We start from the raw sequence: 16,439 nt of genomic DNA on the forward strand, positions 1-16,439 counted from the left end.
CGATGGTGCGTCAAGTGGCCTATTGGGCCTCCGTTCGGCCTATTGATGAGATCGCATTCGGCGCATTGGACTGCGCGGGGGGCGCACGCAGGCGCACTTGAAGGGGCGCCGCGCTACCAGTGCGTGAACGCTGTGGAACAGCACGATTTCCGCTGGCGGATATACCTCCGGAGGGACCCGAAACTACTGTCGTACCGCTGCGTAGGTCTTGTCGGCGGTGCCACTATGAACAAAGGTCGTGGATGCCGTGGGGAGTGCGGCGACGGGTGGCGCCCCCCTAGATGCAGCACGTCCGGAACCATTTCCGCGTTGACCGACCCTCATCCTTCTTAGCCCATTCGGCGCTCGCCGCCAATCGAAGCGTGTCCTCGTGCGCAGCCCAGTCGTTCTCGGGTGGGTTGGGTCACTCTGGGGCGTGCCCCGAGAGGCGTGCGCCGGGACGCGCGCGGGCTCTCGGACTCTTGGCCACAGGCATGACCGGAGTCGGGCAGGTTGCCGGGCGCGGCGGCGTGGGCAGGCTCCGGGCGCACGTCCTCCACCCACCCAGCAGTTCCTCCCGGTACTCCCCTGGCCCCGGACCGGCCCGCGGGAGCTGCCGCCGATCTCGGGCAGGAGTTTGGCATGCACGGCGACACGCGGGACCAGTCCACACCGGTGGCCGAAACCCCAGGCGCAGCGGTCGCAGAATCCGCCGGACGGATGGATTCTGACAGTCAGGCAGACGCGACGATGCCGGGGCCCCGGGGCGCCGGAGCGCCCCGGACCGAGCAGCCCGCGACCGCCCGAGAACAGGCGACACCCCGCAAACGCACGACGCGTACGGCGACGGCGGGCGCCGCGGCCGGCAGCGTGGCCGGCACCGCGGCCGCGAAGAAGACCGCCGCGCCCCGCAAGTCGGCCGCGCCGCGCAAGACCGCCGACCGCAAGCCAGCCGCCCGCAAGACGACAGAGAGCGACACCGTGATCGGCCGCATCCCCGTCCTGGACGTCAGCCCCGTGATCGACGCAGGCCGCCGCCCGGCCAAGGCGGTGGTCGGCGAGACCTTCGAGGTCACCGCCACCGTCTTCCGCGAGGGCCACGACATGGTGAACGCCAACCTGGTGCTGCGCGACCCACGCGGGCGCAGCGGCCCCTGGACGCCGATGCGCGAGCTCGAACCGGGCACCGACCGCTGGGGCGCGAGCATCACCCCGACCGCCGCCGGGCGCTGGTCGTACCTGGTCGAGGCGTGGAGCGACCCGGTGGCCAGCTGGCGCCGGGTCGCCGCCGTCAAGCTGCCGGCCGGTATCGACACGGCGCTCGTCCTGGACGAGGGCGCGCAGTTGCTGGAGCGCGCCGCGGCGGGCGTACCGAAGAAGGAGGGCCGGGCGCACGTCCTGGCGGCCGTGGACGCGGTGCGCGACACCGGCCTGCCGCCGCTGTCCCGGCTGGCCGCCGCGCTCGCCCCCGAGGTGCTGGACCTGCTGGCCCGCTACCCGCTGCGCGAGCTGGTGAGCGCCTCCCGTCCGCTGCCGCTCCAGGTGGACCGTCGGCGGGCGCTGTACGGCTCCTGGTACGAGTTCTTCCCCCGCTCCGAGGGCGCGGTGGTCGACCCGTCCGGCGTGGAACCGCCGCGCTCGGGCACCCTGCGCACCGCCGCCGAGCGGCTGCCGGCCGTCGCCGCGATGGGCTTCGACGTGGTCTACCTGCCGCCGGTGCACCCGATCGGGCGGGCCTACCGCAAGGGCCCGGACAACACCCTGACGGCCTCCCAGCACGACGTCGGCTCGCCCTGGGCGATCGGCTCGCCCGAGGGCGGCCACGACGCGATCCACCCCGACCTCGGCACCATCGAGGACTTCGACCACTTCGTGGCCGAGGCCGAGGCCCTGCACCTGGAGGTGGCGCTGGACTTCGCCCTCCAGTGCTCCCCCGACCACCCGTGGGTGAACAAGCACCCCGAGTGGTTCACCCACCGCGCGGACGGCACCATCGCCTACGCGGAGAACCCGCCCAAGAAGTACCAGGACATCTACCCCGTCAACTTCGACCAGGACTTCGACGGCATCGTCAAGGAGACGCTGCGGATCCTGCGGTTCTGGATGGCGCACGGGGTGCGGATCTTCCGGGTCGACAACCCGCACACCAAGCCGGTGGTCTTCTGGGAGAAGGTCCTCGGGGACATCGCCCGCACCGACCCGGACGTCATCTTCCTGGCCGAGGCGTTCACCCGCCCCGCGATGATGCACACCCTGGGGAAGATCGGTTTCCACCAGTCGTACACCTACTTCACCTGGCGCACCACCAAGCAGGAACTCACCGAGTACCTCACCGAGCTCTCCGGCGACGCGGCCGCGTACATGCGCCCCAACTTCTTCGCCAACACCCCGGACATCCTGCACGAGTACCTGCAGAACGGCGGCCGGGCCGCGTTCGCGATCCGTGCCGCGCTGGCCGCCACGCTCTCGCCCAGCTACGGCGTCTACGCCGGCTACGAGCTGTACGAGAACGAGCCCGCCGAGGAGGGCTCCGAGGAGTACCTGCACTCGGAGAAGTACGAGCTGCGCCCGCGTGACTGGAGCCGCAGCGACTCCCTCGCCCCGCTGCTGACCGTGCTGAACCGCCTGCGCCGGCGCCACCCCTGCCTCCAGCAGCTGCGCGGCCTGCGCTTCCACCCGACCGACAACGAGCACGTACTCGCCTACTCCAAGACCGCCACCACCGAGGACGGCCTCACCGACCACGTGATCACGGTGGTCAACCTGGACCCGCACCACGTCCACGAGGCCACCGTCACCCTCGACGGGGACGGCCCGTTCACCGTGCACGACGAGCTGACCGGCGCCGCGTACACCTGGGGCCGGCACAACTACGTCCGACTCGACCCCTCGGCCGAGCCGGCCCACCTCCTCACGGTTCGGAGGAACCCAGCGTGACAGTCAACGAGCCCGTCCACGACACCTTCGCCGAGACCTCCAAGAAGCACCTGGACCCGGAGTGGTTCAAACGCGCGGTGTTCTACGAGGTGCTGGTGCGGTCCTTCCAGGACAGCAACGGCGACGGTGTCGGGGACCTGAAGGGGCTCACGTCAAGGCTCGACTACCTGCAGTGGCTCGGGGTCGACTGCCTCTGGCTGCCGCCGTTCTTCGCCTCCCCGCTGCGCGACGGCGGGTACGACGTGGCGGACTACAAGTCGGTGCTGCCCGAGTTCGGGGACCTCGCCGACTTCATGGAGTTCGTGGACGCGGCGCACGCCCGCGGCATGCGGGTGGTCATCGACTTCGTGATGAACCACACCAGCGACCAGCACCCGTGGTTCCAGGCCTCCCGGGAGGACCCGGACGGCCCGTACGGCGACTTCTACATGTGGGCCGACGACGACAAGCAGTACCCGGATGCCCGGATCATCTTCGTCGACACCGAGACCTCCAACTGGACGTACGACCCGGTCCGCAAGCAGTACTTCTGGCATCGGTTCTTCTCCCACCAGCCGGACCTCAACTACGACAACCCGCGGGTGCAGGAGGAGATGATCGCGGGTCTGCGGTTCTGGCTGGACCTCGGGATCGACGGGTTCCGGCTGGACGCGGTGCCGTACCTGTTCGCGCGCGAGGGCACCAACTGCGAGAACCTGCCGGAGACGCACGAGTTCCTCCAGCGGGTGCGCAAGGAGATCGACGCGGACTACCCGGACACCGTGCTGCTCGCCGAGGCCAACCAGTGGCCCGAGGACGTGGTCGACTACTTCGGCGACTTCGCCTCGGGCGGCGACGAGTGCCACATGGCGTTCCACTTCCCGGTGATGCCGCGGATCTTCATGGCGGTCCGCCGGGAGAGCCGCTACCCCGTCTCGGAGATCCTCGCCAAGACGCCGACCATCCCGGGCGGCTGCCAGTGGGGCATCTTCCTGCGCAACCACGACGAGCTGACCCTGGAGATGGTCACCGACGAGGAGCGCGACTACATGTACGCGGAGTACGCCAAGGACCCGCGGATGCGCGCCAACGTGGGCATCCGCCGGCGCCTGGCCCCGCTGCTGGAGAACGACCGCAACCAGATCGAGCTGTTCACCGCCCTGCTGCTCTCCCTGCCGGGCTCCCCGGTGCTCTACTACGGGGACGAGATCGGCATGGGCGACAACATCTGGCTGGGCGACCGGGACGGCGTGCGCACCCCGATGCAGTGGACGCCCGACCGCAACGCGGGTTTCTCCTCCGCCGACCCGGGCAGGCTCAGTCTGCCGCCCATCATGGATCCGGTGTACGGCTATCAGGTGACCAACGTCGAGGCGCAGCAAAGTAGTTCGAGCTCGCTGCTGCACTGGACGCGTCGCATGATCGAGATCCGCAAGCTCAATCCGGCGTTCGGCCTGGGCACGTACACCGAGCTGCCGTCCAGCAATCCCGCGGTACTGGCCTTCGTACGGGAGTACGAGGGTGACCTGGTCATGTGCGTGAACAACTTCTCGCGGTTCGCGCAGCCGACCGAGTTGGATCTGCGCCGGTACGGGGGGCGGTACCCGGTCGAGCTGATCGGCGGGGTGCGGTTCCCGTCGATCGGCGAGTGGCCGTACCTGCTGACCCTCGCCGGGCACGGCTTCTACTGGTTCCAGCTGCGCAAGCCGCCCCGCCTGAGCGGTTCCCGGCCCTCGGGGCCCGCTGGGCCGGGAGCGAAGTAACGATCCGTCAGGCACCAAACCCTCCGGGGGCGCGAGAGTTGAGCCCCGCGCCCCCGGAAGTCTCTCTGCACCACCGCGTACGGAGAACAGCCCAACGGCTACCCACACTATGGCGTGACACCCGAGCCCCGCTCGCGTGCCGTCGCCGCCGCGCCGCCGAAATCCGGAAGACTGACGGACCCGGCCAGACCCGTCGGGCAGTCGGCCCGCTTCCGGGGAAAGGGAGTCATGTCCGAAACCTCCCGTTCTCAAGCCCATGTGCATCGTGACACCCCCGGCGGCGCGGCCGCGCCGGCGGGAACGCGGGGCACCGGGGTGCGGAGAACCGCCCTGGGGGTCAGCGAGCTGGTCCACGCCGCGCTGCCGCTGATCTCCCAATGGCTCCCCACCCAGCGCTGGTACGCCGGGAAGGGGCGCGCCATCACCGGCCTCACGCCCGTCGTCGGCACCCCGCTCCAGGTCGGCGATCCCTCGCTGCTGCACCTGCTGCTGCGGGTCGAACACGCGGCCACCGGTGGCGCGCCGCACGGGGACATCTACCAGCTGCTGCTGGGCACCCGCTCCGAGGAACCGGCCGGCATCGCCCCGGGCGCCGTCCTGGGCCGGCTCAACCAGGGCCCGTACGACGGCGCGGTGCTCTACGACGCCGTGCACGACCCCGAGCTGACCGGGCGGCTGCTGGAACACCTGGCGACCGGCGACCGGTTCGGCTCGCTCTCCTTCCGCCGCACCCCGGGGCCCGGCCTGCCCGCCAACCTGCCCGGCCGGGCCTCCACCGCGGAGCAGAGCAACAGCTCGGTCATCTACGGCACCGACTTCATCCTCAAGCTGTTCCGCCGTATCAGCCCCGGCACCAACCCCGACCTCGAACTCTCGCTCGCTCTCTCCCGGGCCGGCTCCACCCGCATCCCCCGGGTCGCCGCCTGGTTCGAGAGCCGGCTGGAGCGGGCCGAGCCGGCCACCCTGGGCCTGCTCCAGCGCTACCTGCCGGACGCCGAGGACGGCTGGGAGCTGGCGCTGGACCAGGTCGGCCGGCTCAAGGGCGACCCGTCCCCGGGCAACTTCGCCATCGAGGCGCACCGGCTCGGCCGGGCCACCGCCGAGGTGCACCGGGTGCTGGCCCGCTCGATGCCGGTCGCCCGGCTCGACCGCGCGCAGACCAGGCAGCTGGCCGGTGCGATGGCCGACCGGCTGGACAGCGCCGTCTGCGCCGTACCCGGCCTGCTGCGCTACCGCTCCGCGCTGCGCAACGCCTTCCAGCAGCTGGCCGACGCCCACCCGGACGGCATGCCCGTCCAACGGATCCACGGCGACCTGCACCTGGGCCAGGCGATGCGCACCCCGCAGGGCTGGGTGCTGCTGGACTTCGAGGGCGAACCGGCCAAGTCGGTGGCCGAGCGGCGGGAGCCGCAGACCGCCCTGCGGGACGTCGCGGCGATGCTCCGCTCCTTCGACTACGCGGCCGCCCACCTGCTGGCCGGCGGCCCGGTCGACCCGGAGCTGGCCCACCTCGCCGCCGCCTGGGCCGCCCGCAACCGGACGGCGTTCTGCGCCGGCTACACCGCGGGCGGCGGTACCGACCCGGCGGCCTCGCCGGAGCTGATGCGGGCACTGGAGATCGACAAGGCGGTGTACGAGGTGGTGTACGAGGCCCGGCACCGGCCCAGCTGGCTGCCCATCCCGCTCGCCGCCATCAACCGCCTGGCCCTCACCGTCTGACGCCACCCCGCCGCCCGCAACCGAGCCACCCGCCGCCCGCCGCCCGCCGCCCGCCGACGCCACTCCCCCGACCCCGACGTCGACGCCGTACCGACCCCGCAGGAGGACCCCGTCGTGACTCCGCTCGACCTGCCCGGCCGCACCACCCCCGCTGTGCCCGCGACCTTCCTCGCGGGCAAGGACTCACCGAAGCGCGAGCCCGTGGTGCCGCAGCGGGCCGAGCCGGAGCACCCCGCTCCCGCCCGGGCCACCGCCACGGCAGGCGCCCTGCGCCTGCCCGAGGCGCCGCTGCCGCCCTCCGAGGTGGACCGCCTGGTCTGCGGCGCGCACCACGACCCGCACTCCCTGCTCGGCGCCCACCCCGTCAACGGCGGGACCGCGATCCGGGTGCTGCGCCCGTTCGCCGAACGGGTGGTGGTGGAGACCGACCAGGGCCCCGCCGAGCTGACCCACCAGCGGAGCGGCCTGTTCACCGGCCTGCTGGCCGGCACCGAGCTCTACCGCTCGGGTCTGGCCGACCACCGGCTGCTGGTCAGCTACCCCGGCGGCGAGCCGATCGCCCAGCACGACGGGTACCGCGCCGCGCCCACCCTCGGCGAGCTCGACCTGCACCTGATCTCCGAGGGCCGGCACGAGCAGCTCTGGCGGACGCTCGGCTCGCACGTACGCACCGTCTCGGGCGTGCCCGGCACCGCCTTCGCGGTCTGGGCGCCGAACGCGGCCGGCGTCCGGGTGATCGGCGACTTCAACCACTGGGACGGCACCGGCCACCCGATGCGCTCACTCGGCTCGTCCGGCGTCTGGGAGCTGTTCGTGCCCGGCCTCGCCGAGGGCACCCAGTACAAGTACGAGATCCACACCCGGCAGGGCTGGGTACTCGACAAGGCCGACCCGCTGGCGCGCGCCGCCCAGTGCCCGCCCGGCACCGCCTCGGTGGTCACCTCCTCCTCGTACGAGTGGCAGGACGGCGACTGGCTGGCCCGGCGGGCCCGCAGTGTGCACCACCGCGCGCCGATGTCCGTCTACGAGCTGCACCTGGCCTCCTGGCGGCCCGACCTCACGACCTACCGCGAGATCGCCGAGGAACTGCCCGGCTACCTCAAGGAGTTGAACTTCACCCACGTGGAGTTCATGCCGGTCATGGAGCATCCCTTCGGCGGCTCCTGGGGCTACCAGGTCTCCGGCTTCTACGCCCCGACCGCCCGGCTAGGCACCCCCGACGACTTCCGGTACCTGATCGACGCCCTGCACCGGCACGGCATCGGCGTGATCGTCGACTGGGTGCCCGCGCACTTCCCCAAGGACGACTTCGCGCTCGCCCGCTTCGACGGGGAGCCGCTCTACGAGCCCGCCGACCCGCTGCGTGCCGAACACCCCGACTGGGGCACACTGGAGTTCGACTACGGCCGCACCGAGGTCCGCAACTTCCTGGTCGCCAACGCGGTGTACTGGTGCGAGGAGTTCCACATCGACGGCCTGCGGGTGGACGCCGTCGCCTCGATGCTCTACCTCGACTACTCGCGCGAGGGTGGCGGCTGGACGCCCAACCAGTTCGGCGGCCGGGAGAACCTGGACGCGGCCTCCTTCCTCCAGGAGATGAACGCGACGGTCTACCGCCGCTGCCCCGGCGTCATCACCATCGCCGAGGAGTCCACCGCCTGGGACGGCGTCACCCGCCCCACCGACACCGGCGGCCTCGGCTTCGGCCTGAAGTGGAACATGGGCTGGATGCACGACTCGCTGGTGTACATCTCCAAGGAGCCGGTGCACCGCAAGTACCACCACAACGAGATCACCTTCTCGATGGTGTACGCCTACTCGGAGAGCTACATCCTGCCGATCTCGCACGACGAGGTGGTGCACGGCAAGCAGGCGCTGGTCTCCAAGATGCCCGGCGACTGGTGGCAGCAGCGCGCCAACCACCGCGCCTACCTCGGCTTCATGTGGGCCCACCCCGGCAAGCAGCTGCTCTTCATGGGGCAGGAGTTCGCCCAGGGCGGCGAGTGGCACCACGAGCAGGGCCCGCAGTGGTGGGTGCTCGCCGACGACTGGCCGGCCGCCGCCGACCACCACGGGGTACGCGACCTGGTCCGGGACCTCAACCGGGTCTACCTGGACGCCCCCGCGCTGTGGGAGCAGGACACCACCCCCGACGGCTTCCGCTGGCTGGACGGCGGCGCGGCCGAGGACAACCTGCTCTCCTTCGTCCGCTACGCCGCCGACGGCACCCCGCTGGTCGCCGTGTGCAACTTCTCCCCCGTCGTGCGCCACGGCCACCGGATCGGCCTGCCCGCACTGCCCGGCCGCCGCGAGCAGCTCTGGGAGGAGGCCCTCAACACCGACGCCGAGGCCTACGGCGGCAGCGGGGTCGCCAACTCGCACCCGGTCAAGGCCGAGCCCAGCCCCTGGCACGGCCAGCCCCGCAGTGCGGAACTGGTCCTGCCCCCGCTCGCCACCCTCTGGCTCCGCCCCGCCTGAGCCGCGCCACCGCACGCCGCACGCCGGGAGGGCCCACGAGCGCCCCTCCCGGCGCGCGGTGCTTCCACAGCGCGGTCACCCTTTCACCCGGGGTGAGGAACCCCCGGCCCTCGCGATCGGGCGGGGAGGCGTTCGCCCACTGCCCCCTTCGGCGTCATCCGGGTGCACACGGATGGGCGAAATGCGAATGTAGGGTCGAAGTGGCTCCCGCCAACGACGAGCGGGGAGCGGCCGTCCCGAACGAACGGAGACACCCACGTGGCGCGCAGCGTGTACGTGACCGGGATCGACCGGGGGGACGGCCGGCAGGCCGTCGAACTCGGGGTCATGGAACTGCTCACCCGCCAGGTGGACCGCGTCGGGGTGTTCCGGCCGCTGGTGCACTCCGAGGGCCCCGGCGCACCCGGCTCCGACCACGTCGTCGAGCTGCTGCGCGCCAGGTACCGGCTCGACCTGCCCGCCGCCGACCTCTACGGGCTGACCTACGAGGAGGCCGCCGCGCTCCAGGCCGCGCAGGGGCAGGACGAGCTGGTCTCCACCCTGGTCGACCGGTTCCGGGCGGTGGAGCGCAGGTGCCAGGCGGTGCTGGTGCTCGGCACCGACTTCGCCGACACCAACATCCCCGACGAGCTGGCCTTCAACGCGCGGCTGGCGAACGAGTTCGCCGCCGCCGTGCTGCCCGTGGTGGGCGGGCACGACGAGGACCCGCTGGCGGTGATCGCCGAGGTGCTGGGCGCCCACCGGGCGTACACCGACCTGGGCTGCGCCACCCTGGCGATGATCACCAACCGGGTCGCCCCCGGCGCGCTCCAGCAGATCCGCCAGACCCTCGGCGAGAAGCTGCCGATCCCGGCGTACGTGATACCCGAGGAGCCGGCGCTCGCCGCGCCGACCGTCGCCCAGCTGGTCGAGGCGACCGGCGCCGAACTGCTGATCGGCGACGCCGCCGGTCTGGCCAGGGACGTCCGGAGCTTCGTCTTCGGCGGCGCGATGCTGCCGACCTTCCTCACCGCGCTGACCGAGGGCGCTCTGGTCGTCACCCCCGGGGACCGCGCCGACCTGGTGATCGGCTCGCTGGCCGCGCACGCCGCCGGCGCCCCGCCGATCGCCGGCGTCCTGCTGACCCTCGGGCAGCACCCCGGGGCCAACGTGCTGGCGCTGGCCGCCCGACTCGCCCCCGGCACCCCCGTCGCGGTCGTCCCCGAGGGCAGCTGGATCACCGCCGCCGCGCTCACCCACCTGGAGGGCAAGCTCGGCGCCGCCAGCCCCCGGAAGGCCGAGGTCGCCCTCGGGCTCTTCGAACTGCACGTCGACACCGCCGAGTTGACCGAGCGGATCGAACTCAGCCGCTCCGAGCGGGTCACCCCGATGATGTTCGAGCACGAGCTGCTGGAACGCGCCCGGGGAGGCGCAGCGCGCGCGTCCGCCGCCGGCGGCGGTGAGGGCGGCGGCACCCGCGGCGGCCGGCGGCACGTCGTACTGCCGGAGGGCGCCGAGGAGCGGGTGCTGCGCGCCGCCGAGGTGCTGCTGCGCCGCAACGTCTGCGACCTCACGCTGCTCGGCGAGGCCGACACGATCCGGCGCAAGGCCGCGAGCCTGGGCATCGGCCTCCCGCTGGAGGAGGGCACCGCGGACCGCGCCCAGGTCCGGATCGTCGACCCGGCGACCAGCCCGCTGCGCCAGCAGTTCGCCGAGCTGTACGCCAGGCTGCGCGCGCACAAGGGCATGACCGTGGAGCTGGCGCTGGACGTGGTGACGGACGTCAGCTACTTCGGCACCCTGATGGTCCAGGAGGGCATCGCCGACGGCATGGTCTCGGGCGCGGTGCACTCCACCGCCGCGACCATCCGCCCCGCCTTCGAGGTGATCAAGACCTCGCCCGGCGCCGCGATCGTCTCCTCGGTCTTCTTCATGTGCCTGGCCGACAAGGTGCTGGTGTACGGCGACTGCGCGGTCAACCCCGACCCGGACGCCCAGCAGCTCGCCGACATCGCCATCCAGTCCGCCGGGACGGCCGCCCGGTTCGGCATCGAGCCCAGGATCGCGATGCTGTCGTACTCGACCGGCACCTCGGGCTCGGGCGCGGACGTCGACAAGGTCCGCAAGGCGACCGAGCTGGTCCGCGAGCTGCGCCCGGACCTGCTGGTCGAGGGCCCGATCCAGTACGACGCGGCGGTGGACGCCCATGTCGCGGCCACCAAGCTGCCGGGCTCGGCGGTGGCCGGACGGGCGACGGTGCTGATCTTCCCCGACCTGAACACCGGCAACAACACCTACAAGGCCGTGCAGCGCTCGGCCGGCGCGGTGGCGGTCGGACCGGTCCTGCAGGGGCTGCGCAAGCCGGTCAACGACCTGTCGCGCGGTGCGCTGGTGGAGGACATCGTGAACACGGTGGCCATCACCGCGATCCAGGCCCAGTCGCAGGGCCCCGGCCCGGAAGGCCGTACCGAAGGCAGCACCGAAGGCCGTACCGAGAGCACTGCGCGCAGAGCGGTGCCGAAGGAGCAGCGCAGTGAGTGAAGGCACCCGCATCCTCGTCCTCAACGCCGGATCCTCGTCGCTGAAGTACCAGCTGATCGACATGCTCGACGGCTCCCGGCCGGCCTCCGGCCTGGTCGAGCGGATCGGCGAGGCCAACGGGCGTCTGCTGCACACACCCCGCGGCGGCGCCGCGCGAGAGACGCTCCAGGTCTTCCCCGACCACGACGCCGCGCTGAAGGCCGTCGCCGAGGAGCTGGCCGCCGACGGGCTCGGCCTGGACTCCCCCGAGCTGGCCGCGATCGGGCACCGGGTGGTGCACGGCGGGCAGCGCTTCACGGCGCCGACCGTGATCACCGACGAGGTGCTGGCCGAGATCCGCCGGCTCATCCCGGTCGCGCCGCTGCACAACCCCGCCAACATCACCGGGATCGAGGTGGCCCGGGCGCTGCGCCCCGACCTGCCGCAGGTGGCGGTGTTCGACACCGCCTTCCACGCGAGCATGCCGGAGCACGCGGCCAGGTACGCGATCGACAAGGCCCTCGCGGACGAGCACCGGGTGCGCCGCTACGGCTTCCACGGGACGTCCCACCAGTACGTGGCGCGGGCGACCGCCCGGCTGCTCGGCAAGGACCCGGTCGGGCTGAACGTGATCGTGCTGCACCTGGGCAACGGCGCCTCGGCCTCGGCGGTGGCCGGCGGGGTCTGCGTGGAGACCTCGATGGGCCTCACCCCGCTGGAGGGCCTGGTGATGGGTACCCGTTCGGGTGACATCGACGCGGGCGTGGTGTTCCACCTGCACCGCGTCGGCGGCCTGTCCGTCGACGAGATCGACGACCTGCTGAACCGCCGCAGCGGCCTGCTGGGCCTGTGCGGGGACAACGACATGCGCGAGATCATGCGACGGGCCGAGGCCGGTGACGAGGACGCCGCCCTGGCGTTCCGGACGTATGTGCACCACCTGCGCAAGTACATCGGCGCGTACTACGCCGTGCTCGGCCGGGTGGACGCGATCGCCTTCACCGCCGGTGTCGGGGAGAACGCGGCGCCGGTCCGGGAGGCGGCGACGGCGGGCCTGGAGGAGCTGGGCATCGCGGTGGACCCCGAACTGAACTCGATCCGATCCGGCGAGGCACGGGTCATCTCGCCGCGGTACGCGCGGGTGACCGTCGCCGTCGTCCCCACCGACGAGGAACTGGAGATCGCTCAGCAGTGCTTCGCGCTCGTCCACCAGGCGGTCTGAGGTGCTGACGGGCCGTTGTCCCAAGCCTCGGAATGCTTCGTTGGCGATACCTCACTATTCGGGCCGAACGTACCTATAACACGAACGGATAGACTGATACATATGCGCCGAGCGAAAATTGTCTGCACCCTGGGTCCGGCGACGGACTCCTACGAACAGCTGAAGGCCATCGTCGAGGCGGGCATGAACGTCGCCCGACTGAACATGAGCCACGGCTCCCACCCGGAGCACGAGGAGCGGTACCGCAAGGTCCGCCAGGTCTCCGAGGACACCGGCCGTGCGATCGGCATCCTGGCCGACCTGCAGGGCCCGAAGATCCGGCTGGCGACCTTCGCCAACGGTCCGGTGACCGTCGACAACGGCGACGAGTTCACCATCACCACCGAGGACGTCCCCGGTGACCAGCACATCTGCGGTACCACCTACAAGGGCCTGCCCGGCGACGTGAAGCCCGGCGACCCGGTCCTGATCAACGACGGCGTCATCGCCCTGGAGGTCGTCAGCGTCGACGGCCCGCGGGTGAAGACCGTGGTCGTCGAGGGCGGCGTGCTCTCGAACAACAAGGGCATCAACCTCCCCGGCGCGGCCGTGAACGTGCCCGCACTGTCCGAGAAGGACAAGGAGGACCTGCGCTTCGCCCTGGAGCTGGGCGTCGACATGGTCGCGCTCTCCTTCGTCCGCAACGCCGCCGACATCGACGACGTGCACAAGGTGATGGACGAGGTCGGCATCCGCGTCCCGGTCATCGCCAAGATCGAGAAGCCGCAGGCCGTCGAGGCGATGGAGGAGATCGTCCTCGCCTTCGACGCGATCATGGTGGCCCGTGGCGACCTCGCCGTCGAGTACCCGCTGGAGCGGGTGCCGCTGGTGCAGAAGCAGCTGATCACGCTGGCCCGGCGCAACGCCAAGCCGGTCATCGTCGCGACCCAGATGATGGAGTCGATGATCCACGCCTCGCGGCCGACCCGCGCCGAGGCCTCGGACGTCGCCAACGCCATCCTGGACGGCGCGGACGCGGTCATGCTGTCCGCCGAGTCGAGCGTGGGCAAGTTCCCGGTCGAGACGGTCAAGACCATGAGCCGGATCGCCGAGACGGCCGAGGAGGCACTGCTCGCTCAGGGCCTGCAGCCGCTGAACCCGGGCCGTAAGCCGCGCACCCAGGGCGGCTCGATCGCCCGCGCCGCGTGCGAGCTGGGCGACTTCCTGAACGCCAAGTCGCTGGTCGCGTTCACCAAGTCCGGTGACACCGCCCGCCGGCTCTCGCGCTACCGCTCGCCGATCCCGGTGATCGCCTTCACCCCGGACGCCGCCACCCGCAACCAGCTGTCGCTGAGCTGGGGCGTCGAGTCGCACGTGACCGAGCAGGTCGGCTCGACCGACGAGATGGTGCTCCAGGTCGACCGCGAGCTGCTGACGATCGGCCAGCTCTCCGAGGGTGACACCGTCATCGTCACCGCCGGTTCGCCCCCCGGTGTCCCCGGCAACACCAACATGGTCCAGGTGCACCACCTGGGCACGCGCGGCGCCTGAGGCCCCGTCCGGCACCGGACCGCCCGGTCAAGGGCGGTCCCGCCCAGGACGACCCGGGACCGGCCGGGATCGTGCCGGCCGAGGCGGCGACGCGAACGCCCGAGGGGCGGCTCCTCCGATCCGGAGGGGCCGCCCCTCGGGCGTTGCCGTGCGGTGCGAGGGGGCTCAGCCCTCGTAGGGCTCGTCGTCGTTGTACAGCTTCATGCCCTTGATGGAGAGGGTGCCGCCGAACTGGCCGGCCTGGACGGCCTTCACGCCGGTCAGCTCCAGGTCGAGCGGGATCGGTATGGCGCCGATCAGGTCGTAGAGCCAGCGCGGCAGGGTGTCCGGGGTGAGGGTGAGCTGCCCCAGGTCGATCGGGATCGGCAGGCCGAGGATCTTCGACAGATGGCCGGAGAGCAGCTCGACGTACATGGTGATCGGGCCGTTGCGCATCGTCGAGGTGGTGCCGGGGGCGCCCTTGACGTGGAAGGTCTTGCCGTTGCCCTCAAGTGTCGACATATCGAGGTTCTCGATGTCGACGCTGCCGACGGTGAACTTCAGGACCCGCTTCGTCCCGTTGACCATGTCGACGTCGTAGACGCCGTTGAACACCGCGTGATGCAGACCGAGGCGGCTGGTGCGCAGCGTCCAGTTCTGCTCGGGGACGACGTCCTTGCCCTCCTTCTGGGCGGTCAGCCCGCGGGCGTCCACCGCGCAGTTCGCGTCGGCACCGGCCGAGGGCGAGGCCGAGGGCGCCGCGGTGGTGCTCGGCGCGGCCGACTCCTTGGGGGTGGCCTTGGTGCTGCCGGCGGGCTTGGGCGTGGCCTTGGCGCTCGCCGAGGGCTTCGGTGCGCTCGGCGCCGGGGCTGTGGGCACCGCCGGGGCGGAGCCGGCCTGCTCGGTCGCCGGCTGCCCGGCGGCGGGCGGCGCCGGCGTGGCGGCGGTGGACGGGGCGGTGGTCGCGGCGGCGCCGCTCGGCGAGGCCGTCGGGGACGCCGCCACGCGCGGGTCGGCGGCGGGCGCCGTGCTCGCGGACGCGGAGGGGGTGGCCTTGGCACCCGGGAGGATCAGGTTGCCGATGCCGCCGAGGACGTCACCGATGATGCCGCTCTGCACCGTCGCGGGGGCCGCGCCCTGGTACACGGCGCTGACCACCTGGCCGCCGGTCGCGGTGCCCGGGGCGGCCGCCTTGACGGTCGGCGCCTGGGTGGGCACCTGTGCGGGCTGCTGCGCCGGACCGGCCGGGGTGGCGGTGGCGGCGGGCGTCGCCGGGGCCGTGGTGGCGGCGGCGGTGCTGCCCGCGGCCGGCTCCTCGGCCGGAGCGGTCGCCAGCGCGGACGGCGGAATCGAGGGGCCCGGCAGCGGCGTCAGCTCGCTCTTGGGGACGGGCGTCTCCTGGAGCGGGGTGTCCGGCGCGCTCGCGCACGGCTTGCCCACCGAGGGGTCGGCGACCGCGAACGTCGGCGAGTACACCGCGCCCATCAGCAGGGCGGTCGGCACCGCGGCGATGGCCAGTGCCTTGCCCCGCAGCCGGCTGCGGGCCGGTATCCGGGGGGAGGCGTGGCGAGGGCCGCGACCCTCGCGCTGCGCCGGGAGCCCGGATGCGGCTCCGTCATGCTCAGTCACCGCGCCTCCCCTGGGTTCACGGCCCGGTGTTCGGCGCTCTCGATGTCCGGCGCACCGGCCGCGGCCGGGATCACCGGCAGGACGGCCGTCCCGGCGGTGTCGGCCTCCGCGGGCTCCGCGGGCTCCGCGGACAGCGCCGGTTCGGCCTGCGCCTCGGCGGTGTTGTGGGCGCTGTCCTCGGCGAGCTCGACGGCCTTCGGCTCCGGCAGCGGCGCCCAGGTCATCATCATCGCGCCGCCGACCAGGCCCGGAACCAGGGCCATACCGAAGCCGGCCAGGTTCGAGACGGGGATGGAGACCAGGGTGAGCAGCGTGGTCGCGACACCGGCGAAGACCCGTACGGCGGGCTGGAACCAGGCGGTGAGGCCGAGCAGCATCATCAGCACGCCGATGATCAGCGAGCCGGCACCCGCCGTGGTGGACATGGCGATGGTCACGCCGCCGAGCGAGAGGTGCGCGTAGGGGAAGTAGAGGATCGGAACGCCGGCGATCATGGCCAGCAGGCCGCCCCAGAATGGCCTGGTGCGGCGGAATTCCCGATACTTCCGCCGTAGCCAGACGGCGGGGGTCTCGTCGCGGGGCCGCACGTGGGCCGTTGCGCTGGACATGATGCAGCTCCTCGATGATCTCTACGAGGGAAGAACCTTGATGTGCGGCCGGGAGCGGCAGTCGCCTGCCGCCCCCGGCCCTGGGAGACCCGTCCGATCGGGTGCGCCGGACGGCGC

The 16,439-nt window shown here is 72.1% G+C and carries 9 protein-coding genes; 7 read left to right on the forward strand and 2 right to left on the reverse strand.

Features of this window, described 5'->3' with window-relative positions:
* Nucleotides 1–960 precede the first annotated feature (960 nt).
* The 7 genes from ACIBH3_RS00075 (at nucleotide 961) to pyk (ending at nucleotide 14,106) form a co-directional block, all read left to right on the forward strand.
* Entirely contained in the window at nucleotides 961–2,916 is a 1,956-nt protein-coding gene (locus ACIBH3_RS00075; protein WP_396309930.1) for an alpha-1,4-glucan--maltose-1-phosphate maltosyltransferase, read from the forward strand.
* Nucleotides 2,913–4,658: a maltose alpha-D-glucosyltransferase gene (gene treS / locus ACIBH3_RS00080; protein WP_396309531.1), complete on the forward strand. Its 1,746-nt coding sequence runs from the start codon at nucleotides 2,913–2,915 to the stop codon at nucleotides 4,656–4,658. Before ACIBH3_RS00075 ends, treS begins: the two co-directional genes overlap by 4 nt.
* A 228-nt stretch (nucleotides 4,659–4,886) precedes the next feature.
* Nucleotides 4,887–6,377 carry a phosphotransferase gene (locus tag ACIBH3_RS00085; protein ID WP_396309532.1) on the forward strand — a complete coding sequence of 497 codons (1,491 nt, stop codon included), beginning with the start codon at nucleotides 4,887–4,889 and terminating at the stop codon, nucleotides 6,375–6,377.
* 114 nt (nucleotides 6,378–6,491) lie between these two features.
* Nucleotides 6,492–8,855 carry a 1,4-alpha-glucan branching enzyme gene (gene glgB, locus ACIBH3_RS00090; protein WP_396309533.1) on the forward strand — a complete coding sequence of 788 codons (2,364 nt, stop codon included), beginning with the start codon at nucleotides 6,492–6,494 and terminating at the stop codon, nucleotides 8,853–8,855.
* 258 nt (nucleotides 8,856–9,113) lie between these two features.
* Nucleotides 9,114–11,375: a phosphate acetyltransferase gene (pta, locus tag ACIBH3_RS00095; protein ID WP_396309534.1), complete on the forward strand. Its 2,262-nt coding sequence runs from the start codon at nucleotides 9,114–9,116 to the stop codon at nucleotides 11,373–11,375.
* Nucleotides 11,368–12,576 carry an acetate kinase gene (locus ACIBH3_RS00100; protein WP_396309535.1) on the forward strand — a complete coding sequence of 403 codons (1,209 nt, stop codon included), beginning with the start codon at nucleotides 11,368–11,370 and terminating at the stop codon, nucleotides 12,574–12,576. Before pta ends, ACIBH3_RS00100 begins: the two co-directional genes overlap by 8 nt.
* 102 nt (nucleotides 12,577–12,678) lie before the next feature.
* Complete coding sequence (pyk, locus tag ACIBH3_RS00105; RefSeq protein ID WP_396309536.1) at nucleotides 12,679–14,106, forward strand: pyruvate kinase; 1,428 nt, start codon at nucleotides 12,679–12,681, stop codon at nucleotides 14,104–14,106.
* A gap of 165 nt (nucleotides 14,107–14,271) precedes the next feature.
* Here the strand turns inward: pyk and ACIBH3_RS00110 are convergent, their stop codons facing one another.
* Nucleotides 14,272–15,714 (reverse strand): hypothetical protein, encoded by a 1,443-nt coding sequence (locus tag ACIBH3_RS00110; RefSeq protein WP_396309537.1) that lies wholly within the window; start codon nucleotides 15,712–15,714, stop codon nucleotides 14,272–14,274.
* A complete protein-coding gene (locus ACIBH3_RS00115) occupies nucleotides 15,711–16,322 on the reverse strand; it encodes a DUF6114 domain-containing protein (RefSeq protein ID WP_396309538.1) in 612 nt (203 codons plus the stop codon). Before ACIBH3_RS00115 ends, ACIBH3_RS00110 begins: the two co-directional genes overlap by 4 nt.
* Nucleotides 16,323–16,439: the final 117 nt, after the last annotated feature.

Origin of the sequence: Kitasatospora sp. NPDC050543, assembly GCF_044457565.1 — a bacterium.
Classification (GTDB): Bacteria; Actinomycetota; Actinomycetes; order Streptomycetales; family Streptomycetaceae; genus Kitasatospora.